This window comes from Nonomuraea sp. B208 (assembly GCF_057536035.1).
This window is the reverse complement of sequence record NZ_BAAJOU010000023.1, coordinates 1-23,323: the sequence shown is the minus strand read 5'-3', so window position 1 is coordinate 23,323 and position 23,323 is coordinate 1. Positions and strand designations below refer to the sequence as shown.

Here is a 23,323-nt window from a genome sequence, read left to right as displayed (position 1 = left end):
AGAGAACACCGATGTCCTCCATCGACGCCGCCGCCGCTCGCGCGCTGATCGCGGCCGACCCTGACGTCCTCGTCGTGGACGTGCGTACCCCGGCCGAGTACGGCACGGCGCACATCGACGGCGCCGTCAACCTGCCGCTCGACCAGGTCGACGCGCATCTGCGGCGGATCGTCGCCGACGCGGGCGGCCGGCTGCTGCTCGTCTGCCAGTCCGGCCGGCGCGCCGAACGTGCCCGCGCGGCGCTCAGCGACGCCGGGCTGTCCGACGCCGTGGTCCTGGACGGCGGCATGAACGCCTGGATCGCCTCCGGCTTGCCCGTCAACCGGGGCCGGGCCCGCTGGCCCCTGGAGCGCCAGGTCCGGCTCGTCGCCGGGAGCATCGTGCTCGCCTCGGTCGTGGCGAGCCTCTGGATCCCGGCCGTGGTGCTGGTGGCCGGGTTCGTGGGGGCGGGTCTGACGTTCGCGGCGGTCACCGACACCTGCGCCATGGGGCTGCTGCTGGCCAGGCTGCCCTACAACCGGGCCGGCGGGGTGGACGTCGACGACGTACTCAGCCGTCTGGGCGCCTCTCGGGCGGGCGGTTGAGTGCTCGCCCGCCGCGACCGGGCAGGTCACCTGGTGCAGCACGCCCTGGGTGATATTTGCCGGTATCTTCCTGTGACGTCTTGGTGCACCCTGAGATCAGGAGCACTCACGGGGAAAGAGATGATCGCCATGCTCCCGGTCCGCCCTCTCATCGCCACCGCGATGGTCGCCGCCGCCACGGGTCTGCTTGCCGCGCCCGCGCAGGCCGTCCAGCGGCCGGCAGCCACACCCGTCCTGGTGGGCATCCGCGCCTCACACCACGAGGGCGTGGATCGGCTGGTCTTCGAGTTCCGGGGCCGCGTCCCCGCTCAGCGCGACATCCGGTACGTGTCCGAGCTGATCGCCGACGGATCCGGCAAGCCCGTGACCGCCGCGGGAAACGCGCTGCTGCAGATCCGCTTCGGTCAGGCCGCCGGCCATGACCGGCGCGGCGACGTGACGTACGGGCCGGTGCGCCGGACGTACGCGCTGCCCGGCGTCGTCCAGGTGGTCAACACCGGCGACTTCGAGGCGACGCTCACCTTCGGGGCCGGGCTGGCCAGGCGCGTGCCCTTCCGGGTCCACACGCTGACCGGGCCGAGCCGCGTCGTCATCGACCTCGCGACCCCCTACCGTACGGTGCCGGTCCGCGCCTACTTCATGAACGCCGGCCGCCACGCCACGGCGGTGTCACGTCCGGTCGCCGCGCCCGCCACCGCGTACGGCGCGCTGCAACGGCTGTTCGCCGGCCCGACGCAGGCGGAGAAGGCGCAGGGGCTGCGTTTCGTCAGCTCCAAGGCAACCGGCTTCAGCAAGCTCACCATCAGGAACGGCATCGCCAGGGTCTACCTGACGGGCCGGGTCGCCGGCGGCGGGGCGGCGTTCACCGTGGCCGACCAGATCAGGCCGACGCTCAAGCAGTTCCCGTCCGTCAAGTGGGTGAAGATCTACGACGCGGCGGGCACGACGCAGCAGCCGGACGGCCCGACGGACTCCGTCCCGCAGTCCCTGGAGCCGTGACCGCGCAGGCCACGGCCTGGGACGACGGGTCAGTGCGGCCCGCGCGGCCCCGGTGTCATACCGGGCATTCCTGGCCCTCGCGGGAAGCAGGGCAGGCTCTGCTCCCCGAACCACTGGGTCAGGTACCGCCACATCGTCCGGACCTCCGCCCGTTGGTCGTCGCGCACCTTGCGGGCGAAGCCGGCGACCTCGGCATGCCGCGCCTCGCCGTGCATGAGGAGCTGCTGCGACATCATGATCGCCATCATGTGGTGCGGGATCATGTGCCGCAGGAACGTCTGGTCGAGCTGATCCCCGGAAAGCCCCGACAGGTCGGGCATCGTGGTTTCGCGCGGGCTCGGCGCCGGGCTTCTCGGATACCACCGTTCCAGCCAGCCCTTCATCTCGCCGACCTCGGCGGTCTGCGTGGTGACGATGGACTGCCCGAGCTGCCGCATCTCGGGCCGCTCGGAACGCCGCAACTGACGGGCCGCCGTGATGGCGTCCTCGTGGTGCGGCACCATCTGCGACAGGTAGTCATACTCGCTGGTGACGGGATGCGGCTGGCCGGCTCCCGGGCAGGTCGGTTGGCACGAAGGACCCTGGGCCGTCGCCGTGCCCCCGGGACCCACGGCGACGGCGGCCAGGACTGCTCCGGCGGCCATCGCGGTCTTCGTACAGCGTCGCTTCATGCGTCCCCCTGACGCCGATCCCACACCTACCCGGGCCCTCATCCTTCACTTGGTTTTGCCGTATCGACCGTTATCGACTACCCGGTCCAGGCAAGCCCTCCCCTGATGGCCGTAGGTATCCGTACCCGGCCGGGGAGGTCGAAATGATCACCTTGTCCGCACGCGCCCTCATCACCGGCGCTTTCACCATCGCACTGAGCACGCCCATGGGCGGCGCGCTGGCCGCGTCCGCCTCACCGGTGGACCCGCCCAGTCCACAGACCCAGAAGGATCTCGACCAGTCGATGCGCGGTGAGGCGTTCGCCAACGCCTCCTACCGTCTGTACGCGGCCCAGGCCGAGCGGGAGAACCTGCCGTCGGTGGCCCGGCTGTTCGAGCGCACCGCCGACGTCGAGCTGGGCGAGCACTTCAGGGAATCGGCCGCGCTGGCCGGCCTCGTGCACGGCGACGCCGAGAACCTGCGCGCCGCGCAGGCCGGGGAGATCTACGAGTCCCGCACCATGTATCCCGGCTTCGCCAAGGAGGCCAAGGCAGGGAGCGACAGCCGGGCGGCCGCACGCTTCTCCGAGGTCGCCCGCGACGAAGGCAGGCACGCGCGGGCGTTCGGCGCCGCGCTGCGCGCCGTCGAGTCCGGCCGGGGCACGCTGCCGAAACCGCCGAAGGCCGAGGCGGAGCAGGTCCCGCAGGGGCCACCCGAGGTCCGCGCGCAGCGGACCAGGACCGCCCTGGACCAGGCGCTGCACGGCGAGGCCTTCGCGTACGCCAAGTACCGGCAGTACGCCGAGCACGCCGAGAACCCTGCCGTGGCGAAACTGTTCCGCGGCACCGCCGACGTGGAGCTGCACGAGCACTTCGCCGGTGAGGCCAAGCTCGCCGGGCTGGTCGGCGACACGCGCGCCAACCTCACCAAGGCCGTCGCCGGCGAACGCTACGAGTCCGAGACCATGTATCCGACCTTCGCCAAGCGCGCCGAGGCGGCGGGCGACACCCAGGCGGCCGAGCGCTTCTCGAACGACGCCGAGGACGAGGCCGGACACGCCCGCGCCTTCCAGCAGGCGCTGGACGAGCTGTCCTGACCATTCGACAGGAAACGGAACATGTTCTTCGGACTGCCCTTGCACCCGCTGGTCGTGCACGCGGCCGTCGTCTGCCTGCCGCTCGCGGCGCTCGGCACCATCATGATGGCGTTCTGGCCCGCGGCGGCCCGCCGGCTGTGGCCGGCGGTGCTGTTCGTCGCCACCATCGCGCTGATCGCCGTACCGCTGGCGATCAGCAGCGGCGAGATGCTGGCGGACACGGTCGGGGAGAACGAGCTCATCGAGGCCCACGAGGAGCAGGGCGAGCAGGTGCTGCCGTTCGTCATCGTGCTCTGGCTGGCCGCGCTGGGCCTCTCTCTGGCGACCCGGTTCAGGGGACGCCGCGGGCGCTCGGCAGCCCCCGACGGGGCCGTCGCGCGACCGCGGTGGCACGCCGGCGCGATCATCGTCCTGGCGCTCCTGGCCCTGGCCGGCGGGGTGGGCGGCACCGTCGCCATCGTGCGGGCGGGCCACAGCGGAGCCCAGTCCGTCTGGACCAAGTGAGGTTCCGCGCCGGCGTTCAGGAGGTCTGGTAGAGGTCGGGGACGCCGTCGCCGTCGGCGTCGGCGCTCTCCGCCTCGTGGACGCGCCGGTGGGCACGGGCCCGCAGCCGCAGGATCACCGTCGCGAAAAGCGCGGCGGCGAGCGATCCGGCCAGCACCGCCACCTTGACCGGCTCCGCGCCGGCCGCGCCGAACGCCAGCTCCCCGATCAGCAGCGACACGGTGAATCCGATGCCGCCCAGGACGGCCAGTCCCAGCAGGTCGATCCAGGCCAGGCCCTCGGCCAGGGTGGCGCGGGTGAAGCGGGCCACCAGCCAGGTCGCGGCCAGGATGCCGAGCGGTTTGCCCACGAGCAGCCCGGCCACGATCCCGGCCGCGACCGGCTCGGTCAGCGTCCCGGCCAGGCCGCTCAGCCCGCCGAGCGCGACCCCGGCCGAGAAGAACGCGAAGACGGGGACGGCGATCCCCGCCGAGATCGGCCGGAACCGGTGTTCGAAGTGCTCGGCCGGCCCCGTCCCGTGTCCGTTCCCGTTCTTCCGCGACAGGACGGGGACGGTCAGCGCCAGCAGCACCCCGGCCACGGTGGCGTGCACGCCGGAGGCGTGCACCAGCCCCCAGGTGGCGAGCGCCGGCGGCAGCAGCAGCCACCACGCCCGCACTCCCCGCTGGACCAGCGCGCCGAAGACCGCGAGCGGGACGAGGGCGCCCAGCAGCGGCAGCACCGCCAGGTGCGAGGTGTAGAAGACGGCGATGACGACGATGGCGATGAGGTCGTCCACCACGGCCAGGGTCAGCAGGAAGGTACGCAGCGCGTCCGGCAGGGAGCGGCCGATCACCGCCAGCACCGCCAGCGCGAACGCGATGTCGGTGGCCGTGGGGATCGCCCACCCCTGCCCCGCCCCCGCCGGACCCGCGATCGCCAGGTACACCAGGGCGGGCACGACGACCCCGCCGAAGGCCGCCGCCACCGGCACCGCGGCCCGCCACGGGTCGCGCAGGTCGCCGGCGACGAACTCGCGTTTCAGCTCCAGCCCCGCCACGAAGAAGAAGATCGCCAGCAGGCCGTCCGCGGCCCAGGTGGCCAGATCGAGGTTCAGGTGCAGCGCGGCGGGCCCGACCTCGATCGCGCGCAGCTCCTGGTACGTCTGCGCCCACGGCGAGTTGGCCCAGATGAGCGCGGCCAGCGCGGCGGCCAGCAACAGCGCGCCGCCGATGGTCTCCTTGCGCAGGATGTCGGCGATGCGGCGCGCCTCGGGCCAGCTGCTCCGGCGGAACAGGCGTGGCGCGTTACGGGTCGGGGTGCCGGGCATGGGTCTCCGCTCGTGAGAGGGTACGGGTCGATCACCTGCCGACCAGACTTCCCGGCACACCTGGTAACAACGTATCAAAACGGGCAAACAACGAGGTTCAGCGGGTGCCGTGGCCACGCGGACGCGGGCCCGCCGGGGGCTTCCCGGCGCACCAGGCTCAGATACCAGCGCGGCGGGCCGAGCCTTTGCCCTCCCGTGGGCTGGCTCCACCGGCCCCGGGGCAGGCAGGACCAGAGGGTTCCTACCCGGAGGTGGCGGTGAACGACGGCCAGGCCGGCCGGCCCGTCCTGGTCGGCTACGACGACTCGACCGAGAGCCGGCACGCGCTGCGCTGGGCGGTCGAGGAGGCGCGGCTGCGGAGGCTGCCCGTGCTGGTCTGTCATGCCCTGCACTGGCCGTACGCCACCAAGCCCGTCTCCGCCGAGATGATGGCGCAGATCGAGCAGGTGGCGCAGGTGGTCGTGGACGAGGGCGTCCACCGTGCGCGCGAGCTCGCCCCCGAGGTGGACGCGCGGGGGCTCCTCGCGCGGGGCACCCCCGCCGCGGTCCTCCTGGAGGTCGGGCGGGAGGCGGAGCTGACGGTGCTGGGATCGCGCGGGCAGGGCGGGTTCGACGACCTGCGGGTGGGGTCGGCGGCCGTCCAGGTGCCCGCCCACTGCGTCACCCCGGTCGTCGTCGTACGCCCGGAGCTCCGGCCGCCCGCCGCCGGCGCCGTCCGGGTCGTGGCCGGCCTGGACGGCTCGCCCGCCTGCCGTACGGCCCTGGACTTCGCCCTGGACGAGGCCGCGCTGCGCCTCGGCACCGTGACGGCGCTGTGCTGCTGGACGGAGTGCGGATCGTCGTCCTGGCCGGATCCGCTGCCCTTCGTGGACTCCCACGCGCTGCGCAGAGGAGCCGAGGACCGCTTCCGCGAGGTCGTGACCCGCCTGGCCGGCCGGCACCCGGACGTGCCGGTGACCACCGAGTTCGTGCCGGAACGCCCGCAGCGCGCGCTGCTCGCCGCCGCCGAGGACGCCGCGCTGCTCGTGCTCGGCAACCGGGGGAACGAGTCCCGCTCGTGCCTGCTCCTGGGGCCGGTCACGCAGAGCGCACTGGCCGAAGCCGGATGCCCGGTCGCGGTGACCCCGGCGTCCGTCCTGCGACCGAGGGTCCCACCGGACTGACCTCCGCGGAGCGAGTGGCCAGGAGCGAGGAACCGGGGACCGTCGGCGCCGGTGGAACGGATGGCCGGCCGGGCAGGAGGGCCGCGTGTCGGAGCGTGACAGGTTGCACTCCGAAGAATCGTCCCGCAAGCCACCCGGCTCAGGTCACTTCGCCGGGTGGGTGGGCTGCGGTCACCCCTCCTGCTCGTCCGACGCGGTCACCGTCGCCATGAACCAGTCGAGCGCCGCGACGACGACGTCGAACACGGCGACGTTCGCCAACTGGGTGTTCTTGATGGAGGGATACAGCTCCAGCTTGGCGACGGGGATGTCCACGCCGGGTGCGTCGTTGAGCCGCTGCCGGAGCTCCTCGCGCAGTGCCGGGTCGTCGAACGGCTTGCGTTTGCGCAGCACCCTGAAGGGGATCTCGGCGGTCTTGGCGTAGAAGCGGATGACGTTCGTGGTCTGTCCGCCGACCTTGATGATCGGCGCGCAGGAGGCGTTCGCGGACGTGCCGTACTGGAGCTCGCCGCCTCGTGAGCGCCAGTGTTCCAGCAGCCGTTGCACCGCGCCGGCGGCCTGCGGGCCGCTCGCCTCGTTGAGCTGGTGCAAGAAGCGCTCTTCCAGCGACGTCAGCGCTTGTGGCGACAGGGACCCGTCGCCCGCGGCCTCCGTCTCGGCCAGGTCCGCGGCGATGGGCAGGCCGAGGAGTTCGGCGATCTCGCGGGCGGTGATGTGCTGGTCCGCGGAGGCGCGTCCCGCGTCGTCGAAGACGATGCCCTCCGCGCGCAGCACCTCGTGGACGTCCCGGTCGTCGTCGGGATCGGTCCAGCGGAAACTCTCGGAGACCTGCCCGGACCTGCTGAGGACCCGGTGGGCGTTGAGCACGGGGACGGTCGCCAGATGGACGCCGACGGGCACCGGATGCGAGCCGATCAGCTCGGCGACGTCCGAGTACGAGGTCCAGGTCGCGGCGGGCAGGGCCGCCACGGCGCTGTGCAGCAGTGTCCAGTCGCGGGAGGCCGCGCTCCCGCGGCCGGACTCCTCGGGCCCCGGCCAGATGGCGATCGCGCGGTCGGCGAGCCGGTCGGCGCGGGCCAGGATCTCGGCCTTGCCCCAGCGCTCGCAGGCGGCGATCTCCTGGTTCATGACCAGGCCGCTCTGACCCAGCTGATGCCGCTTGGCGGCGAAGGAGTTGTTGCTCAGCTCCGCGTTGTAGCCGCTGAGCGTGAGGTTGCCCAGCGTGTGCACGAGCTGCCGGTGCAGAAGATCGGCGTCGTCGCCCCCGTGGGAGAGCTCGCTCAGCCAGTCGGCGGTCATGGACTGCGGCAGGACGTGCTCGATGGTGATGCGCTTGTCGGCCAGGTCCACCCGCTCCTTGCTGCCCAGCGACTCCTCGATGCGCCGCAGGATGAGCTTCTGCTGCACCGTACGGCCTTGCCAGTAGAAGGCGCGGCTGCGGATCTCCTCCCGCAGCTGGGCGTCCGAAGGCCAGTACAGCCTGGCGGGTGACAGCGCGGTTCGTACCGCTTGCGGCACGTCCTCCTCGGCGACCAGCTGGACGGCGAGCCGTTGGAAGATCCGGTTGAGGTTGCCCGTGGTCACCCCCGCGATCAGGCGGCGCACGAGGAAGCTCTCGACGTACGTCAGCGCCTCGCCCACCTCCTCGTCGCCGATGTGGTCGTCCTCCCGCAGTTCGAGCAGGCGCATCACCAGCGGGTAGGCCGTGGACGCCTGCCACTCCTTGAGGAAGCGCAGCCGTCCGGCGAACGGCAGGTCCTCGGAGGGGAACAGGATCTGCCTGAGGTGCCGCGCGCGACGGTGCAGGTCCTGGACGTACGCCTCGACCTGGCTCTCGTCGCCGGACAGCGTCAGAAGCAGCTGCTGATGCCCCCGGTAGACGGCGTTGTACTGGGCCTCGCCACCCTCCCGCAGGACCAGCACCAGGTACATCAGTTGTTCCATGGCCTTGGCGTCCAGCTGGTCCTGGATCGGCTTCCAGTACGCGTCGTAGACGTGCTGACCACGGGTGGGCAGGCACATGAAGACGTAGTTGCGGATGAGGTCCACCTGGCTGAGCCGCATGCCCGTGTTGTTGATCGACTCGAAGATGCGGAACGCGTTGTCGTCCTTCTCCACCAGGATCTGCACGAGATTGAGCCGGTCCAGCAGCACCGACTCCACGCGCGCGACGTCGTGCGGGTCGGCCGGGTCGTCGAACTCCTTCAGCATGCCGCGGAAGAACTGGTAGGCGTTGCCGATCAGACTGTCGGACCTGCCGTCCGACGCGCCGTCCACGCACGCTTTGAACGCCGCCCGGTCGCCCTGCGTGGGCAGGAGCCGGTAGCGCAGCTCGCCCTGCTGGAACTTGTTGATCAGGTGCAGCTCGTTGATCCGCTCGCGGGCGCTGGGCTCCTCGGCGACCAGGTGATCTCTGATGGCGCAGAGGGCGAGCATCAGAGTGGTGAGACGCTGCTGGCCGTCCACGATGATCCACTGGGAGCGGCTCGGCGCCAGCTCCGGGCCGGGGGCGAGGACGACCGATCCCATGAAGTGGCTGGGGGCGTCCTGCCGTTGCTCGGCCAGTACGTCGACCTGGGCGGTGATGTCCGTCCACAGCTGAGTGAGCTGGGGGCGCTCCCAGGTGTATTGGCGCTGGTAGAGGGGGACCAGTAATTGCTGGTCGCCCTGGATGAGCTTGCGAAGGGTGGTTTCGTTGGCCTTCATGCCGCCCCGTTCACGTCGTAAGCGAGCAGTGTCTTTGCAGGCACAGTAAGTTACGGCGGTTGATCGGCAGCCGCAAGGTTCGTGCGGCGGGAGGCACCTCGGGATGTGTCCTCATGATCCGGGCGGGGCGGGCGATGCACGCAGGGCGTCGAGGAGGCGGGACAGCGCCGCCTGGGTGTCAGCCGGGTCGGCCGGGGCGGACTGCGCGAGCCACAGCGCGGCCTCGTTCATCGCTCCCGACAGCAGCCGGGCCAGGGGTGCGACCGGCTGGGCGGGGAGGGTGCCGTCCGCGATGAGCACGGTCAGGGCGTCGGTCAGGTGCCGGACGCTGGTGGCCTCGTCGATCGCGCGCCAGTCGTTCCAGCCGAGCACCGCGGGGCCGTCGATCAGCATGATCCGCTGCACCTCCGCGTCGGCGCCGGCCGCGACGAACGCCGCGCAGCCCGCCTTGAGCTGCGCCCACGGGTCGTCCTCCGCCTCGGCGGCCTCGGCCACCCGTCCGGCCACCTCGCGTTGCACCTCTTCCAGTACGGCGCGGAAGAGGTCGGTCTTGCCGGTGAAGTGGTGGTAGAGGGCGCCTTTGGTGACGCCGGACTCTCGTACGAGCTCCGCCAGCCCGACCCCGGCGTAGCCCCGGGCTGCGAACAGACGCCTCGCCGTGTCGAGCAGCACGCGGCGCGTCCGCTCCTTCTGTTCGGTCCTGGTCATTCCGCACCTCTTTGACATACCGACGGTATCTCAAATAGCGTACGCCGACATACCGACGGTATGTGAACGCAACGAGGAGGAGAAGCGCATGGAGCTGAGCAGCGTGTATCCGGTGGTGTGCACTGCGGACCTGGCCGCGTCGAAGGACTTCTACGTCCGGTTGTTCGGTTATGAGGTGACCTTCGAGGCCGACTGGTACGTGAGCCTGCGCCGCGGGCCGTATGAGCTCGCCCTGCTCGACCACCAGCACCCGACGCTGCCCGCGGCCTACCGCCGGCCGGTCGCGGGGCTGCTGCTCAACTTCGAGGTCGACGACGTCGACGCCGAGTGGGAGCGTCTCGTCGTCCACGAGGGCCTGACGCCGGAGCTGGAGCTGCGCGACGAGGACTTCGGCCAGCGCCACTTCATCGTCGCCGATCCGAACGGCGTGCTCGTGGACGTGATCACGCCGATCGCGCCGTCGGAGGAGTACGCGGCCCAGTACGCGTCCTCCTGAGGCGGCGCGAACGAGGACCTTCGTCCCTTCTCCCGCCCCGCCGTCAGGGGTGATGGTGGAGGAAAGGACAAGGAGGTCCTGATGAAGGCGCTGATTTATCACGGGCCAGGCCGGCGCGCCTGGGAGGAGACTCCGGATCCGCGGATCGTCGAGCCGGCGGACGCGATCGTGCGCGTGGACGCCGTCACGATCTGCGGCACCGACCTGCACATCCTCAAGGGCGACGTCCCCGCCGTCGAGCCCGGCCGGATCCTCGGCCACGAGGCCGTCGGCACCGTCATGGCGACCGGCGACGCGGTCACCACCGTCGAGCAGGGCGAGCGGGTGCTGGTCTCCTGCATCACCGCGTGCGGCCGCTGCCGCTACTGCCGCACCGGGATGTACGGGCAGTGCCTCGGCGGCGGCGGCTGGATCCTCGGCCACCGCATCGACGGCGCCCAGGCCGAGTACGTCCGCGTCCCGTTCGCCGACACGTCCACGTACGCGCTGCCCGAGGGGGTGAGCGACGAGGCGGCGCTCATGCTCGCCGACATCCTGCCCACCTCGTACGAGGTCGGCGTACTCAACGGCCGGGTGCGGCCGGGCGACGTCGTCGTCGTGGTCGGCGCCGGGCCCATCGGCCTGGCGGCCATCACGACCGCGCAACTGTTCACGCCCAGCCACATCGTCGCCGTCGACCTGGCCGCGTCGAGGCTGGAGGCCGCCAAACGGCTGGGCGCGGACGTCGTGGTCGGCGCGGGCGACGACCCTGCCGCCGCGGTGGCCGAGCTCACCCGCGGGCTCGGCGCGGACGTGGCCATCGAGGCGGTCGGCGTCCCCGACACCTTCGACCTGTGCACCCGGCTGGTCCGGCCCGGCGGGCACGTCGCCAACGTCGGCGTGCACGGCGCGCCCGTCACCCTGCACCTCGAAGACCTGTGGATCCGCAACCTGACCATCACCACCGGTCTCGTGGACACCCACTCCACCCCGGCCCTGCTCGACATGGTCGCCGCGGGCCGGCTCGACCCGGCCACCTTCATCACCCACCGGTTCGGGCTGCACGACATGGAGGCGGCCTACCAGACGTTCTCCGACGCGGCGGACACCGGGGCGCTGAAGGTCGTCCTGTCCAGGAGCGCCGACGGCTGACGTCCGTCTGCGACCCCGGGGCCGTCATCTGCGATCCCCGCCAGAGCTGGATGAGCGCGCTGTATGCCGTCAATCGGCGTGGTCAGAAGTCGCGGCGGAGGAGCCGGCATATCCGGTCGGCGACGAGATGTGGCTGCTCGGCCTGGACGAGATGCCCCGAGGCGACTTCCTCGTGGCGTCCGTCAGGCAAGGTCCCGGCGTAGCGGCGCTGGTGCTCGCGGACAGCGGCGTTCTGGCGCTCCCGCCCTCTGGCGGCGTGCGCCGCGGACAGCACGATCGTCGGGCATCCCGGGAGCTGGGGCGGCCGGGCGCGGAACCGCGGGACGGCGGCGGCCACCGCCTGCAACTCCCGGCGGGTCTGCAAGGTCCCGGCGGGGGTGAAGTCCTCGGCGAGCATGGCCTGGTAGGTGTCAGCGGGGAACAGGCGCCGGACGTTGCCGCTGAAGAGCCGCGCCAGAGGTCGGAAACGGGTGAGCGGCTGCGTCACCGCCAGCATGCGATCGATCTTCCTGGTGGTCCGGTCCCAGGTGTCGTACACCGGAGAGGTCTCCGGCAGAACGTCGACCAGCAGCAGGCCCCGCAGCCGGGGTCCCAGGCGCTCGGCGGCACGGCGGGCGACCAGGCCGCCCATGCTGTGCGCGACGAGCACGAAGTCGCCCGGGACGACGGCCCCGATCAGCGCGACCAGGTCAGCGGCCATGTCATCGACGCTGAGCGGCTGGGTGGTGCGGCCGCTGAGGGCGCGCCCGGCGCGGTCGTAGGCAACCAGCCGCGCCCTGTCGGCCAGCAGCGGCAGCACCGGGTCCCATGAGGTCCGGCCGCAGCCGGCGCCCGCCTCGAAGACCACCCGGTCCTGCCCCTGGCCGGACTCCTCGACATAGACGTGCCGGCCGTTCACCGGCACCAGCCGCCCGGGCATCTCGCGCATGCCGATCACCTCCGACTCACCGTTTTCATTTTGGATAACGGTATCGCACATGAAATCGTTCGACCATGGACCCTGTCGAGCAGCTGTTGCACCCCGTGCGGCTGCGCATCGTGCACGCCCTGTCCGCAGCGGACACGCTGACGATCACGCAGATGAGCGCCCGCATGCCCGACGTACCGAAGATCACGCTGTACCGGCAGGTCGCGCAGCTGACCGAGGGCGGGTTCCTGGAGGTGGACGGCGAGCAGCGGGTACGCGGCGCCGTCGAGCGCCGCTACCGGCTGCGTCAAGACCGGCCCACCATCGACGCCGACGCCGCCGCCGCGATGTCCCTCGACGACCACCGCCGGGGATTCGCCGCGTCCATGGCCGTCCTGATCGCCGAGTTCGACGCCTACCTGAGCCGCGACGGCGCCGATCCGGCCGCCGACTCGGTCTCCTATCGGCAGGGCACCCTGTGGCTCAGCCCGGACGAGCTCAACGCGATGACGGCCGACCTGCTCGCGGTGCTGCGCGACCGGCTGGACAACACACCCGCGCCAGGCCGCACGCCCTACCTCCTCAGCGCGATCCTGTTCCCCGCCGAACGACCGCCCGACGCATAGAGCCAGCGGGACTCAGCGGTAGCGGGCGATCATGGGGCCGAAGTCCCTGCCGTAGACGAGGCCGACCGCGTAGACCGTCCTCGTTCCTGGCACCGCGGTCACCGCGGAGACGTCGATCTCGCGTCCGCGGTTCGCCCCCGCCATCGGCGGGAGCTGGGTCCGGCTGCCGTCGGGCGCCACCCGGATGGCCGCGCCGAGGCCGCCTTCGTCGGCGTCCCAGTCGACCAGGATGATCCCGTCCGCGCCGTCAGCGCCGGCGGCGCTGACCGTCGGCGAGCCCGGCATCCACGACCATGCCCTGCCGTCCCAGTGCATGGTGATCGTGGTGCCCCTGCTCCCGTCCTCGTAGTCGAACACCTCGCGGGTGCCGATCGCCCACACGTTGCCGGGTGCGTGGGCGACGACCTGGGTGAGCGTGATCCTCGGGATGCTGCCGTCCGACCGGCCCGAGCTGTTGATCTCGTCGCTCGGAGTGCGGTCCTCAGGCGCGGGGACGAGCTGCCACGACCGGCCGTCCCAGCGCATGGTCGCCGCCTGTGATCCGGCGCTCCCCTCAGCGAGCGGCCGGCCGGTGCCGCCGACCGCCCAGACCTGATCGGGCGCCGCGGCCGACACCGACGCCGCCCAGGCGGGCAGGCGCATGACGGTCCATGCCCGCCCGTCCCAGTGCGCGGCGTGATCCCCCACCACCAGCCACACGTCGTCGGGCGCGAGGGCCGTGGCACCGGCCCGCTCGCCCGGGTCGTAGTCCATGTCCGGCAGCCGGACCGGGCTCCAGCGCTCGCCGTCCCAGTGGTGCGCGACCAGAGCGGTAGTGGCGGCGAAGACCCAGGCATCGCGCGGCCCCGTCGCCACGAGCGCGGGAAACCTCTCGTGGTCGCCGGCGTCCCACGTCACCTCGGGTGCCGGGCGCTCGCGCCAACGCCGGCCGTCGAAGTGCAGGAGCAGCACCTGGCCGACGCCTTCATTGGGGCTGCCGAGCGCCCACACATCGTGCGGTCCGCCGGCTGCGACCGCCCTCAGCCGTGTTCCGCGCTGACCGCCGGCATGCGCAAGCTCCCAGCCCCGGCCCCTGGCCGTGGCGATCGGAGAGGGATCGCGCGTTGCCGCGGTGACGCTGAGAGAGGTGGAGGTCCGCACGGGCGCGTCGCGGGGCGCCGCCGCGCCACCGCATCCCGCGCTCAGGACGGCGACCGCGCAGGACAGGGCCAGCCAGGTGCCGCCGCGGGCGCGGATCGCCTGAGCTGGTCGTTGATCCCGTTCTGCGGCTCCTCGCGATGCCGGTGCGGCGCTTTTCGCGAGAATCTCCGGATCCGACACCTACCACCCTTTCATGGCGTACGCGACCTTTCGGCAGTGTACGAAGGAGAACGCCGGCTCGCGCGTCTTCCGCTCAGGCGTCAGGTGAAGGCGCTGCTCGCAGGCCCGCTTCACGGCCGGCGCCACGCCTCGCCTTCCGGCGCGCGGTCAGCCGCCTTCAGGACACGGCTCCCCTACGGCGCGACGGCGAGTGTGACCGCGAGTACGGCGAGGAGGGATCCCATGACCAGGCGTTGCGCCCGGAGCCAGGCGGGGCGGGCGGCCAGGAATCCGGCGATGCCGCCGGCGGCCAGCACGATCGCGAGGTTGACCAGCAGGGCGACGGTGATCTGCACGCAGCCGAGCACGGTGCCCTGGAGCAGGATGTTCCCCTGGTCGAGGGCGATGAACTGCGGGATGACCGCGACGTAGAGCAGCGCGATCTTCGGGTTGAGCAGATTGGTCATCAGGCCCATGAGGAACAGCCGGCGCGGCGGTTCCGGCGGTACGTCCCGGGACGCGAAGACGGACAGCCCGCCGGGCTTGACCGTCTGCCAGGCCAGCCACAGCAGGTACAGCGCGCCCGCGACACGGATGACGGTGAGGAGCCCGGGGAGGGCGGCGAACAGCACGGCGAGGCCGAGGTTCGCGGCCACGAGGTAGACGAGGAACCCGGCGGCGACCCCGGCCAGGGAGATGACGCCGGCCCGCCGCCCCTGGCTCGTGCTCCGGGATATCAGGTACATCATGTTGGGCCCCGGTGACAGCACCATCCCAAGACCTATGGATGCCACGCCGAGCACCGCGGTTTGTTCGACCATGGAACGAAGCTATCGACCCCGCGATCTCGGTACAATATGGCAAATTGAAGTCGGAGCAATGAAGGGATTGGGTGGCCCCAAGGTGGAGGACTTCAGAGCAGTCGCCGACCTGATCGCCCGGGACATCGCGGCAGGGCGGCTGCGGCCGGGCGACCGGCTGCCGCCGCAGCGGGCGTTCGCGCGCGAGCACGGCATCGCCGGCTCCACCGCCGCCCGCGTCTACCAGGAGCTGACCCGCCGGGGCCTGACCGTGGGAGAGGTGGGCCGCGGCACGTTCGTCCGGGCCGCCGATCCGCGGCCGGGGCCGGCCCTGGCCGAGCCCGCCGGCAGCCGGATCGACCTGGAGCTCAACTACCCCGTCGTCCCCGGGCAGGCGAAGCTGCTCGCCGACGGCATCAACCCGCTGCTCCGCACCGACGTGCTGGAGTCGGTCATGCGGCCGGTCGGCGCGGCGGGCACCGCGTCGGCCCGCGGCGTGGTCGCCGATCTGCTCGCGCGCGGGCGCTGGCGCCCGGACCCCGAGCGGCTGCTGTTCGCGGGCAACGGCCGTCAGGCGATCGCGGCGGCCCTCTCCGCGTTCGTCCCTCCCGGCGGGCGGCTCGGGGTGGAGGAGCTCACGTACCCGGTGCTCAAGGGCATCGCGGCCCGCGCCGGCGTCACGCTCGTCCCGCTGCGGACCGACGCGGCGGGCCTCGATCCGGCGGACCTCGCGAACGCCGCGCGCAAGACCCCGCTGAAGGCCGTCTACGTCCAGCCGACCATGCACAACCCGCTGTCGATCAGCATGCCCGAAGAGCGCAGGGCCGAGCTCGCGAGCGTCCTCGCCCGCCTGGACCTGCTCGCGATCGAGGACGCGATCTGGTCGTTCCTCCGCGACGACCTGCCGCCCCTGGCCGCGTACGCCCCTGAGCACACGGTCCTCGTCGACAGCCTGTCCAAGCGGCTCGCGCCCGGCCTGTCGCTCGGCTTCGCGGTCCTGCCGCACGCCGCCGTCGCGTCCGTCGCGACGGCGCTGCGCTCGGGCGGGTGGACGCCGATGCGGTTCGCACTGGAGGCGGCCACCCGGTGGCTGAGCGACGACACGGCGCGGGCGGTGGCCCACGCCAAGCAGCAGGACGCGGCCATGCGCCAGGAGATCGCCGCGAGCCACCTCGCCGACTTCGCCGTGCGCAGCGATCCGCGTTCCTATTACTGCTGGTGGGAGCTGCCGGCGCCGTGGCGGGCCGACACGTTCGTGGCGGCCGCCGCGCGGCACGGCATCGCGGTCACCCCCGGGGCCGCGTTCGCGGTCGGGCGGAACAGCGCCCCCAACGCCGTCCGCCTCGGCCTCGCCTCACCCCCGCCGGAGACCCTCTCCCGGGCTCTGTCCGTCCTCGCCGGCCTCGCCCGGTCCACGCCGGACGACCTCCTCGCCGAGTGACCTCCATCCGGCCTCCTCGCCGAGTGACCCCCAACCGGCCTCCTCGCCGAGCGACCCCCAACCGGCCTCCTCGCCGAGCGACCCCCATCGGGCCTCCTCGCCGTGTGACCCCCAGCCGGCGCTCTCGGGCGGGAGATATGCGCCGCTACTTCCGGCGCATCAGCAGGCGGCCCTGGCGGAACCGCTCCCCCTCGTGCGGCTCGCGCAGCACCCGGCCGACCTCGGCGAAGCCGGCCGCGCCCGCCAGCGCGGCCAGCTCGTCGATCGGCCACCGGTACGCCGTCGTCACCTTGTGGTCGAAGGGCGTCACCGGCTCGTCTCCGGACTCGAAGAAGCCGAGCAGGAGATGGCCGCCCGGGGCCAGGACCCGGCGGAACTCCCTGATGTACGCCGGCAGCTCCTGTGGCGGCACGTGGATGACCGAGTACCAGGACACGATGCCCCGCAGCTCTTCGTCGGCCAGGTCCAGGGCGTCCATCGAGCCGACCTCGAAGCGCAGCTCCGGATACGCCTCACGGGCGATCTCGATCATCACCGGCGACAGGTCGAGGCCGAAGACGTCCAGTCCCAGCTTCCGCAGGTACGCCGTCACGTATCCGGGGCCGCAGCCGAGCTCGGCCACCGGTCCGCCCCCGCCGGTCCGTACGACCTCGGCGAACACCTCCAGCGCCGCGCGGTCCAGCGGCTGGTCGTCGAGCGCGTTCTGGAAGAGGCTGGCGTACAGGGCGGCGACGGCGTCGTAGGCGTTCACCGTGTCGGTGAGGTAGGAGGGGCGTTCGATCATGACGCGCCACCCTACCCGAGGGCCGCGGCCCCTACCCGGCCGTCGCTCCTCCGCGGCGGACGCGCGGATTTGGGTTGCGGGTGAGGGCTGATGCTCCATGCTGAGCGTGTCCCAGCATCGTCCATGCTCAGTCCATGCTCACCTGTGAGGAGCCCTCTTGACCCGGTACGCCGTCGATCGCAGCCGTAACGCCCTCATCGCCTCCTGGAACACCGGGGTGGGGGACACTGCGGCGGTCGTAGCCGATCTTCCCGCCGGGATGTCCAGTCACGACGCCCTCGCTCTGGCCAGGGCGCTGACGCGGCTCTCCGAGGTTTGCTGGCGGTGTTACACGCATCCGGCCAGCGCCGCCGGCAGTCAGGATGCCGGGTCCGAGGGTGAGCGCCGGCAGGCGGAGCGTGATGCCTTCGCCGTCGTTCTGACCGCGCTGACCAGTCCGAACCTGCCCTCGGACGGCTACCTGGCACGGTCCTTCGTACGGGTCGAGGAGGCCGCGCATCGGGTGGGGCGGGCCCTGCACGCGCTCGGGGCCGCCGAGCTGACCACTCGCGTCACCATCGACGTCGCCGCGGAACTGGCCGCCATCGAGCAGGCCGAGCTGGGCAATCTGGCCGAACGCGCCCGGCAGGCGGTCGCCCTCACCCGTGAGGACGCCTCCCCCGTCCAGGTGGCTCAGGCGAACAATCTGCTGCACGGCGATCCGTTCGGTCCTGAGACGCTCTTCACCGAGATCGATCCGGCCGCGGCCGCGGTCGCCGCCGCGCACTGGCTGGACGCGGCGGCCGCCGTCACCGCCGAGTACGCCGGGCTGCCCGCCACGCAGATCGTGGTCGAGGCCGACACCATCGAGGCGCTTCCTCACGAGACGCCCACCCTCGTCCTGGAGTTGATGGCCGACGGCGCCTCCCCTCGTCAGGCGGTGATGTCGCTGATCCGCGAGGCTCTGCGGGTCGCTGAGGGTGAGATCCCTGACCTCGCGCAGCTCCAGCAGCGGATCAACGCTGCCGAACGGCTGCTCGCCCAGTGGCGCGAGGACCAGCGCGAGCCGCGCCTGGACGCCCTCGGCCTGCGGCTCACTCCCCTGGACCCTGCTCGTCCCGCCCTCGATCTCCTGGAGGACCTGCTCAGTGGGATCCGTGGCTGCTGGTTGTTGTATGCGGAGTACGCCACAGAACGCGACGAGACGGATGTCTCCCAAAAGAAGGGCTCTGACGCGGAGAATCCTGACGCAGAGGGTCCTGACGTAGTGGCCCACGACGCAGAGGTCCACGACGCCGGAACCTCCGACGCTGAGGACCTTGACGCAGAGGACTCCGCCGCGGAGGGCCCCGACGTCGGGGACCTCGACGAGGAGGGGTGGCGGGAGCGCCGCATCGCGTCGTTCTTCGCCGAAGTCCGGCAGGCGGCGGCTGCGCGGCGCGACCGCCTGCTGTGACCCTCTTGGCGAGGCTCCCTGCAGTGCCCCTGCCGTGGCTCCCTGCAGTGCCCCTGCCGTGGTCCCCTGCAGTGCCCTGCCGTGGTTCCCTGCCGTGGTTCCCTGCTGAAGCCTCCTGCCGTAGCCCCCACTGAAGCCTCCCGCCGTAGCCCCCCACTGGAGCCTCCTGCTGCGGCCTCCTGCTGCGGCAGCGTGTGCCGGCGCCCGCCGTGATCCCGTAGGAGTTTATTGCGAGTTGCTCGCAACTGCGATTTATGAGCAGAATGTGGTGTTTTCTCAGCACGATCGACCGACCGCTCGCCCCCGGAGACCACCATGAGAAGGCTGCTCGTCCTCGTGACGGCTCTGACACTGACCGCCTGCGGGCAGGCGCCGGCCGTCCAGGAGGCCGCCCAACAGAACGGGCAGCAGAACGGGCAGGCGGCGCAGGCCGGGTTCCCGGTGACGGTCGAGAACTGCGGGCGGAAGCTCACCTTCGACCGGCCGCCCTCCAAGGTGGTGACCGGCTACCACCCCGCCCTGGAGACCCTGCTCGCCCTCGGTCTGGGCGACCGGATCGCCGGGCGCACGTTCTTCGGTGAGAGCGCGTTCCTGCCGGGACAGAAGGAGCAGTACGACAAGATCCCGCAGATCAGCGAGACGATCATGCTGCCGCAGAAGGAGGTCATGCTCGCCCAGGGCGCGGACTTCGTCCTGGACAACGCGATGGCGAGCTTCGACGCCGCCGGCGGTTACGCCACCGTCGAGGAGCTGGACGCGGCCGGCTCCCCCGTCTACATCCTGGGCGGCTGGTGCAGCCCCGAGGAGGTGCTCCGGTTCACGCTCGACGACACCTTCACCGACCTGCGCAACCTCGGCCGGATCTTCGGCGTCCCCGAAAGGGCGGAGAAGCTGGTCACCGAGTTGCAGGGACAGCTCGCCGACGTCAAGAAGCGGGTCGAGGGCCGTACGCCGGTCAAGGTGCTGGCCACCGACGGCGGCAAGGGCCCGGTCAACGCCTACGGCGGCGCCGGCGTCACGAACCAGATGATCACCATGGCGGGCGGCGTGAACGTGCTGGCCGGGGTCAAGGCCGACTACACCGAGGTGAGCGCCGAGGAGGTCAGCGCGTCCCAGCCGGAGGCGCTGCTGGTCAGCGACTACGCCACGCTGCGCGGCGAGGACACGCCGAGCTCGCCGACCAAGGCCGAGGAGGCGTTCGCCATCGCCAGGAACAGCCCCGCGGCCAAGGACCGACGCTACCTCGCCCTGCCCGTGGCGGCCCAGCACCCCGGCTACCGCAACCTCCTGGCCGTCACCGACCTCGCCCGGTTCCTGCACCCGGACGCCTTCGCGCAGTGACCGGCACCACCACGCGGAGCCCGGCGCCGGCCGGGCCGCCCGTCCTCCGTGACCGGCGTGCGCGCCGGTTCGTCCTGCTCGTCGTCGCGCTCGCCGTCGCCGCCGTCGCCTCGACCTGGCTCGCGGTGAGCATCGGCGCGGTGCCGGTCGCCCTGCCGCAGGCGTGGGGCATCGTGGCCGACCGGCTGGTGCCCGGCGCGGTGCCGCGTACGTGGACGCCTGTGCAGGAGCAGATCATCTGGGAGTTCCGGCTGCCGCGCGCGCTGCTGGCGCTGCTGGTCGGGGCCGGGCTGGCGGTGGTCGGGGCGGTGCTGCAGGCGCTGGTGCGCAACCCGCTCGCCGACCCGTTCCTGCTCGGCGTCTCCTCGGGGGCGTCGTTCGGGGCGGTGCTCGTGCTGATCCTGGGGGCCTCGGCGCTCGGCGGGCTGTCGTTGTCGGCCGCCGCCTTCGCCGGGTCGCTGCTGGCCCTCGGGCTGGTGTACGTGCTGGCGCAGCGGGCCGGGCGGCTCACGCCGTCGCGGCTGGTGCTGGCCGGGGTGGCGCTGGCGTACCTGTTCCAGGCCGCCTACAGCTTCGTGCTGCAGCTGGCGCAGAGCGGGCGGGCCGCGCAGCAGGTGCTCTTCTGGCTGATGGGCAGCCTCGGCGGGGCCCGCTGGCACCTGCTGCCGCTGCCCGCCGTGGTGCTCGCCGTCGGGGTGGCGTACCTGCTGGTGCAGCACCGTCCGCTGAACGCGCTGGCCGCCGGGGAGGAGACGGCCGTCTCGCTCGGCGTGAACGTCAACCGTTTCCGCCTGACCCTGTTCGTGCTGACCTCGCTGCTGGTCGGCGTGATGGTGGCCACCAGCGGCGCGATCGCGTTCGTCGGGCTGATCGTGCCGCACGCCGCGCGCCTGCTCGTCGGCGCCGACCACCGCCGGGTGCTGCCCGTGACGGCCCTGCTCGGGGCCGTGTTCCTGCAGCTCGTCGACATCGCGGCGCGGACCGTCAACGCGCCGCAGGAGCTGGCGCTGAGCATCGTCACCGCGCTGTTCGGCGTGCCGTTCTTCCTGTGGCTGCTGCGCCGCCGCTCCGTGGACCGGGCGGTGACCGTCGGATGAGGCTCGGCCTGAAAGGGGTGGCCGTCACGCTGGACGGGCACCCGATCGTACGCGAGGCCGGCCTGGAGGTGGCCGACGGCGAGCTGGTCGGCCTGGTCGGGCCGAACGGCTGCGGCAAGTCCACCCTGCTCCGCGCCGTCTACCGGGCCCTGCGCCCGTCCGCCGGGCTCATCGCCGTGGACGGCGACGACGTGCACCGCCTGCCGGCCCGCGAGGCCGCCCGGCGTACCGCCGTCCTCGCCCAGGAGATCCCGGCCGACCTGGACTTCACGGTGGCGGAGATCGTCGCCATGGGCCGTACCCCTTACAAGGCGGACGCCGCCGCCGACGCGGCGGTGTGCGCCCGCGCGCTGGACCGGGTCGGCCTGCGCGGGGCCGCCGGACGGATCTTCGCCACCCTGTCCGGCGGCGAGAAACAGCGGGTCCTGCTCGCCCGCGCCCTCGCCCAGCAGACGCGGCTGCTCCTGCTCGACGAGCCCACCAGCCACCTCGACATCCGCCACCAGCTCGAACTCCTGCACCTGATCCGCGAGCTGGGGATCGCCACGCTGGCCGTGCTGCACGACCTCAACCAGGCCGCCGCCTTCTGCGACCGCCTCTACGTCATGAACGCGGGCCGCGTCGTGGCCGGCGGCCCGCCGGGCGAGGTCCTCACCCCCGGCCTGATCTCCGAGGTGTACGGGGTGCGCGCGGTGCGCCGTACCCAGCTCGTCTTCGAGCGGCTCCACGAGGAGCGGTGATCGGCGGCGGGTTAAGATCAACTGGTGACGGTTCACGGTCGGAGCGCCTTCATCATCGGCGGCACGGGCCAGATCGGCCGGGCCACCGCCGCCCGGCTCGCCGCGGCCGGCTACGCGGTCACCCTCGGTCAGCGCCGGCTCCGCCCGGACGCCGCCGCGCCGCACGGGGCGCGGCTCGTCCAGATCGACCGGGCCGACACCGAGGCACTGCTCGCCGCCCTCGACGGCCACGACCTGGTGGTGGACACGGTCGCGTTCAACCCCTACCACGGCGCGCAGCTCGCCCGGCTGGCGGGCCGGGTCGGCTCCCTGGTCGTCATCTCGTCGGGGGCGGTCTACCGCGCTCCCGGCCTGCCGGTGCCGATCCCGGAGACGTGGCCGACGATCGAGCGCGAGGCCCACGACTACCCGGCGGGGAAGGCGGCGCTGGAGCGCGTCCTGCTGGCGACGCCCGAACTGCCGGTCAGCATCCTGCGGACGGGCGTGCTGCACGGTCCCCACGGCACGTCGCTGGACCACTGGTGGTTCATCAAGCGGGCGCTGGACAAGCGGCCGTACGTCGTGATCGCCCAGGACGGCGGCAGCCGGTTCCCCACGACGGCGGTCGCGAACGTCGCCGAGCTGATCCGCCTGTGCGGCGAGCGGCCCGCGGCCCGGGTGCTCAACATCGCCGACGACCCGCTGACCGTCGCCGAGACCGCCGCCAGGATCTTCGCCGTCATGGGCCACGAGGCGGAGATCGTCACCTTCGCGGGCCCGTCGCGCCCCGACGGCGTGGGCTTCCATCCGTGGAACGTGGCCGAGCCGATCGTGTTCGACACCGCGCGGGCCCGCGCCGAGCTCGGCTACTCCCCCGCGCTCTCCTACGACGACGCGCTGCGCCAGGACGTCGAATGGGCCGTGCCCGCCGTACGCGCGGCCGAGGCCGCCGGCGGCGGCTGGCCGGACGTCTTCCCCGACCTGGTCGAACGGCACGGCCCCGACGTCTGGTTCCCGTACGCGGCCGAGGACGCCTACCTGGCCGGCCCTACCAGGTGACCGGCACCGCGTGCGGCCCGAAGAACGGGGCGTCGTAGGCGAACGGCACCTCCTCGAACGCGACCGCGAGGCGCAGCTCCGGCAGCCGGGTCACCAGCGTGCCGAGGGCGGCCCGCAGCTCGGCGCGGGCCAGGTTCGCGCCGACGCACTGGTGCACCCCGTGGCCGAAGGCGAGGTGGTGGTGGGCGGACCGGCGGATGTCGAACGTGTCGGGGCGCTCGAACGCCCGCTCGTCCCGGTTCGCGGAGGCCGCCAGCACCGTGAGGCGGTCGCCGGCCCGGATCCGCGCTGAACCGACCTCCAGGTCGGCGGTCGCGACCCGGTCGAAGCTGACCCAGTCCTGCACCGAGTGGAAGCGCAGCAGCTCCTCGACCGCGCCCGGCAGCAGGCCGGGGTCGGCGCGCAGCGCGGCCAGCTGCGCCGGGTGCCGCAGCAGCGTGAGCACGCCCAGGGAGAGCGTGTTCGCCG

At 72.3% G+C, this 23,323-nt stretch carries 23 protein-coding genes; 14 read left to right on the top strand and 9 right to left on the bottom strand.

What is annotated here, in order from left to right:
- Positions 1–11: 11 nt before the first annotated feature.
- Together AC27IY_RS23935 and AC27IY_RS23930 are read left to right on the top strand one after the other, a co-directional pair.
- Positions 12–584 carry a rhodanese-like domain-containing protein gene (locus AC27IY_RS23935; protein WP_487179222.1) on the top strand — a complete coding sequence of 191 codons (573 nt, stop codon included), beginning with the start codon at positions 12–14 and terminating at the stop codon, positions 582–584.
- Positions 585–704: 120 nt separating this feature from the next.
- Positions 705–1,583, top strand: coding sequence for a GerMN domain-containing protein (locus AC27IY_RS23930; protein WP_487179221.1), 879 nt, complete (start codon positions 705–707; stop codon positions 1,581–1,583).
- Positions 1,584–1,612: 29 nt separating this feature from the next.
- Here AC27IY_RS23930 and AC27IY_RS23925 read toward each other — a convergent pair whose 3' ends face one another.
- A complete protein-coding gene (locus AC27IY_RS23925) occupies positions 1,613–2,254 on the bottom strand; it encodes a DUF305 domain-containing protein (protein WP_487179220.1) in 642 nt (213 codons plus the stop codon).
- Positions 2,255–2,397: 143 nt separating this feature from the next.
- Here AC27IY_RS23925 and AC27IY_RS23920 point away from each other — a divergent pair, with 143 nt between their 5' ends.
- Together AC27IY_RS23920 and AC27IY_RS23915 are read left to right on the top strand one after the other, a co-directional pair.
- Complete coding sequence (locus tag AC27IY_RS23920; protein ID WP_487179219.1) at positions 2,398–3,330, top strand: ferritin family protein; 933 nt, start codon at positions 2,398–2,400, stop codon at positions 3,328–3,330.
- 21 nt (positions 3,331–3,351) lie between these two features.
- The gene (locus AC27IY_RS23915) at positions 3,352–3,834 is read left to right on the top strand and encodes a DUF2231 domain-containing protein (RefSeq protein ID WP_487179218.1); all 483 of its coding nucleotides are present in this window, start codon (positions 3,352–3,354) and stop codon (positions 3,832–3,834) included.
- A gap of 16 nt (positions 3,835–3,850) precedes the next feature.
- On the opposite strand, the gene nhaA is transcribed toward AC27IY_RS23915, so the two are convergent.
- The gene (gene nhaA / locus AC27IY_RS23910; protein ID WP_487179217.1) at positions 3,851–5,143 is read right to left on the bottom strand and encodes a Na+/H+ antiporter NhaA; all 1,293 of its coding nucleotides are present in this window, start codon (positions 5,141–5,143) and stop codon (positions 3,851–3,853) included.
- A gap of 257 nt (positions 5,144–5,400) precedes the next feature.
- On the opposite strand from nhaA, the gene AC27IY_RS23905 reads away from it, so the two are divergent.
- Positions 5,401–6,306, top strand: coding sequence for a universal stress protein (locus AC27IY_RS23905; RefSeq protein WP_487179216.1), 906 nt, complete (start codon positions 5,401–5,403; stop codon positions 6,304–6,306).
- A 171-nt stretch (positions 6,307–6,477) separates the two neighbouring features.
- Here the strand turns inward: AC27IY_RS23905 and AC27IY_RS23900 are convergent, their stop codons facing one another.
- Together AC27IY_RS23900 and AC27IY_RS23895 are read right to left on the bottom strand one after the other, a co-directional pair.
- Positions 6,478–9,012: a DUF262 domain-containing protein gene (locus AC27IY_RS23900; protein ID WP_487179215.1), complete on the bottom strand. Its 2,535-nt coding sequence runs from the start codon at positions 9,010–9,012 to the stop codon at positions 6,478–6,480.
- 111 nt (positions 9,013–9,123) lie between these two features.
- On the bottom strand, positions 9,124–9,720 hold the full coding sequence (locus AC27IY_RS23895; protein ID WP_487179214.1) for a TetR/AcrR family transcriptional regulator: 597 nt from the start codon (positions 9,718–9,720) through the stop codon (positions 9,124–9,126).
- A gap of 88 nt (positions 9,721–9,808) precedes the next feature.
- Here AC27IY_RS23895 and AC27IY_RS23890 point away from each other — a divergent pair, with 88 nt between their 5' ends.
- Both AC27IY_RS23890 and AC27IY_RS23885 read left to right on the top strand, forming a co-directional pair.
- A complete protein-coding gene (locus AC27IY_RS23890) occupies positions 9,809–10,216 on the top strand; it encodes a VOC family protein (protein WP_487179213.1) in 408 nt (135 codons plus the stop codon).
- Positions 10,217–10,297: 81 nt separating this feature from the next.
- Positions 10,298–11,347, top strand: coding sequence for a zinc-dependent alcohol dehydrogenase family protein (locus AC27IY_RS23885; protein WP_487179212.1), 1,050 nt, complete (start codon positions 10,298–10,300; stop codon positions 11,345–11,347).
- 82 nt (positions 11,348–11,429) lie between these two features.
- Here AC27IY_RS23885 and AC27IY_RS23880 read toward each other — a convergent pair whose 3' ends face one another.
- Entirely contained in the window at positions 11,430–12,275 is an 846-nt protein-coding gene (locus AC27IY_RS23880) for an alpha/beta fold hydrolase (protein WP_423444833.1), read from the bottom strand.
- Positions 12,276–12,340: 65 nt separating this feature from the next.
- On the opposite strand from AC27IY_RS23880, the gene AC27IY_RS23875 reads away from it, so the two are divergent.
- Positions 12,341–12,880, top strand: coding sequence for a helix-turn-helix domain-containing protein (locus tag AC27IY_RS23875; RefSeq protein ID WP_371249163.1), 540 nt, complete (start codon positions 12,341–12,343; stop codon positions 12,878–12,880).
- A 12-nt stretch (positions 12,881–12,892) separates the two neighbouring features.
- On the opposite strand, the gene AC27IY_RS23870 is transcribed toward AC27IY_RS23875, so the two are convergent.
- Together AC27IY_RS23870 and AC27IY_RS23865 are read right to left on the bottom strand one after the other, a co-directional pair.
- Positions 12,893–13,831 (bottom strand): hypothetical protein, encoded by a 939-nt coding sequence (locus AC27IY_RS23870; RefSeq protein WP_487179211.1) that lies wholly within the window; start codon positions 13,829–13,831, stop codon positions 12,893–12,895.
- A 542-nt stretch (positions 13,832–14,373) separates the two neighbouring features.
- Positions 14,374–15,000, bottom strand: a complete 627-nt coding sequence (locus tag AC27IY_RS23865) for a LysE family translocator (RefSeq protein ID WP_487179210.1) — start codon at positions 14,998–15,000, stop codon at positions 14,374–14,376.
- 58 nt (positions 15,001–15,058) lie between these two features.
- On the opposite strand from AC27IY_RS23865, the gene AC27IY_RS23860 reads away from it, so the two are divergent.
- Entirely contained in the window at positions 15,059–16,420 is a 1,362-nt protein-coding gene (locus AC27IY_RS23860; protein ID WP_487179209.1) for an aminotransferase-like domain-containing protein, read from the top strand.
- Between the two features lie 145 nt (positions 16,421–16,565).
- On the opposite strand, the gene AC27IY_RS23855 is transcribed toward AC27IY_RS23860, so the two are convergent.
- A complete protein-coding gene (locus AC27IY_RS23855; RefSeq protein ID WP_487179208.1) occupies positions 16,566–17,204 on the bottom strand; it encodes a class I SAM-dependent methyltransferase in 639 nt (212 codons plus the stop codon).
- A 157-nt stretch (positions 17,205–17,361) separates the two neighbouring features.
- Between AC27IY_RS23855 and AC27IY_RS23850 the strand changes: the two genes are divergently transcribed.
- The 5 genes from AC27IY_RS23850 (at position 17,362) to AC27IY_RS23830 (ending at position 22,855) form a co-directional block, all read left to right on the top strand.
- Complete coding sequence (locus tag AC27IY_RS23850) at positions 17,362–18,639, top strand: hypothetical protein (protein ID WP_487179207.1); 1,278 nt, start codon at positions 17,362–17,364, stop codon at positions 18,637–18,639.
- Positions 18,640–18,954: 315 nt separating this feature from the next.
- Complete coding sequence (locus tag AC27IY_RS23845) at positions 18,955–19,980, top strand: ABC transporter substrate-binding protein (protein ID WP_487179206.1); 1,026 nt, start codon at positions 18,955–18,957, stop codon at positions 19,978–19,980.
- On the top strand, positions 19,977–21,077 hold the full coding sequence (locus tag AC27IY_RS23840; RefSeq protein ID WP_364458474.1) for a FecCD family ABC transporter permease: 1,101 nt from the start codon (positions 19,977–19,979) through the stop codon (positions 21,075–21,077). Before AC27IY_RS23845 ends, AC27IY_RS23840 begins: the two co-directional genes overlap by 4 nt.
- Entirely contained in the window at positions 21,074–21,817 is a 744-nt protein-coding gene (locus AC27IY_RS23835; protein WP_487179205.1) for an ABC transporter ATP-binding protein, read from the top strand. The genes AC27IY_RS23840 and AC27IY_RS23835 overlap by 4 nt, the downstream gene beginning before the upstream one ends.
- Positions 21,818–21,841: 24 nt before the next feature.
- Positions 21,842–22,855 (top strand): NAD-dependent epimerase/dehydratase family protein, encoded by a 1,014-nt coding sequence (locus AC27IY_RS23830; RefSeq protein ID WP_487179204.1) that lies wholly within the window; start codon positions 21,842–21,844, stop codon positions 22,853–22,855.
- On the opposite strand, the gene AC27IY_RS23825 is transcribed toward AC27IY_RS23830, so the two are convergent.
- Positions 22,845–23,323, bottom strand: a 479-nt coding sequence (locus AC27IY_RS23825) for a cytochrome P450 (RefSeq protein WP_487179203.1), incomplete at its 5' end; no start/stop codon positions are given. The two genes, AC27IY_RS23830 and AC27IY_RS23825, sit on opposite strands and share 11 nt — an antisense overlap.

Excerpts from the sequence above, each read along its gene's own strand:
- AC27IY_RS23935 (WP_487179222.1), top strand. The coding sequence starts at position 12 with ATGTCCTCCATCGACGCCGCCGCCGCTCGCGCGCTGATCGCGGCCGAC.
- AC27IY_RS23930 (WP_487179221.1), top strand. The coding sequence starts at position 705 with ATGATCGCCATGCTCCCGGTCCGCCCTCTCATCGCCACCGCGATGGTC.
- AC27IY_RS23925 (WP_487179220.1), bottom strand. The coding sequence starts at position 2,254 with ATGAAGCGACGCTGTACGAAGACCGCGATGGCCGCCGGAGCAGTCCTG.
- AC27IY_RS23920 (WP_487179219.1), top strand. The coding sequence starts at position 2,398 with ATGATCACCTTGTCCGCACGCGCCCTCATCACCGGCGCTTTCACCATC.
- AC27IY_RS23915 (WP_487179218.1), top strand. The coding sequence starts at position 3,352 with ATGTTCTTCGGACTGCCCTTGCACCCGCTGGTCGTGCACGCGGCCGTC.
- nhaA (WP_487179217.1), bottom strand. The coding sequence starts at position 5,143 with ATGCCCGGCACCCCGACCCGTAACGCGCCACGCCTGTTCCGCCGGAGC.
- AC27IY_RS23900 (WP_487179215.1), bottom strand. The coding sequence starts at position 9,012 with ATGAAGGCCAACGAAACCACCCTTCGCAAGCTCATCCAGGGCGACCAG.
- AC27IY_RS23895 (WP_487179214.1), bottom strand. The coding sequence starts at position 9,720 with ATGACCAGGACCGAACAGAAGGAGCGGACGCGCCGCGTGCTGCTCGAC.
- AC27IY_RS23890 (WP_487179213.1), top strand. The coding sequence starts at position 9,809 with ATGGAGCTGAGCAGCGTGTATCCGGTGGTGTGCACTGCGGACCTGGCC.
- AC27IY_RS23885 (WP_487179212.1), top strand. The coding sequence starts at position 10,298 with ATGAAGGCGCTGATTTATCACGGGCCAGGCCGGCGCGCCTGGGAGGAG.
- AC27IY_RS23880 (WP_423444833.1), bottom strand. The coding sequence starts at position 12,275 with ATGCGCGAGATGCCCGGGCGGCTGGTGCCGGTGAACGGCCGGCACGTC.
- AC27IY_RS23875 (WP_371249163.1), top strand. The coding sequence starts at position 12,341 with ATGGACCCTGTCGAGCAGCTGTTGCACCCCGTGCGGCTGCGCATCGTG.
- AC27IY_RS23865 (WP_487179210.1), bottom strand. The coding sequence starts at position 15,000 with ATGGTCGAACAAACCGCGGTGCTCGGCGTGGCATCCATAGGTCTTGGG.
- AC27IY_RS23860 (WP_487179209.1), top strand. The coding sequence starts at position 15,059 with ATGAAGGGATTGGGTGGCCCCAAGGTGGAGGACTTCAGAGCAGTCGCC.
- AC27IY_RS23855 (WP_487179208.1), bottom strand. The coding sequence starts at position 17,204 with ATGATCGAACGCCCCTCCTACCTCACCGACACGGTGAACGCCTACGAC.
- AC27IY_RS23845 (WP_487179206.1), top strand. The coding sequence starts at position 18,955 with ATGAGAAGGCTGCTCGTCCTCGTGACGGCTCTGACACTGACCGCCTGC.
- AC27IY_RS23835 (WP_487179205.1), top strand. The coding sequence starts at position 21,074 with ATGAGGCTCGGCCTGAAAGGGGTGGCCGTCACGCTGGACGGGCACCCG.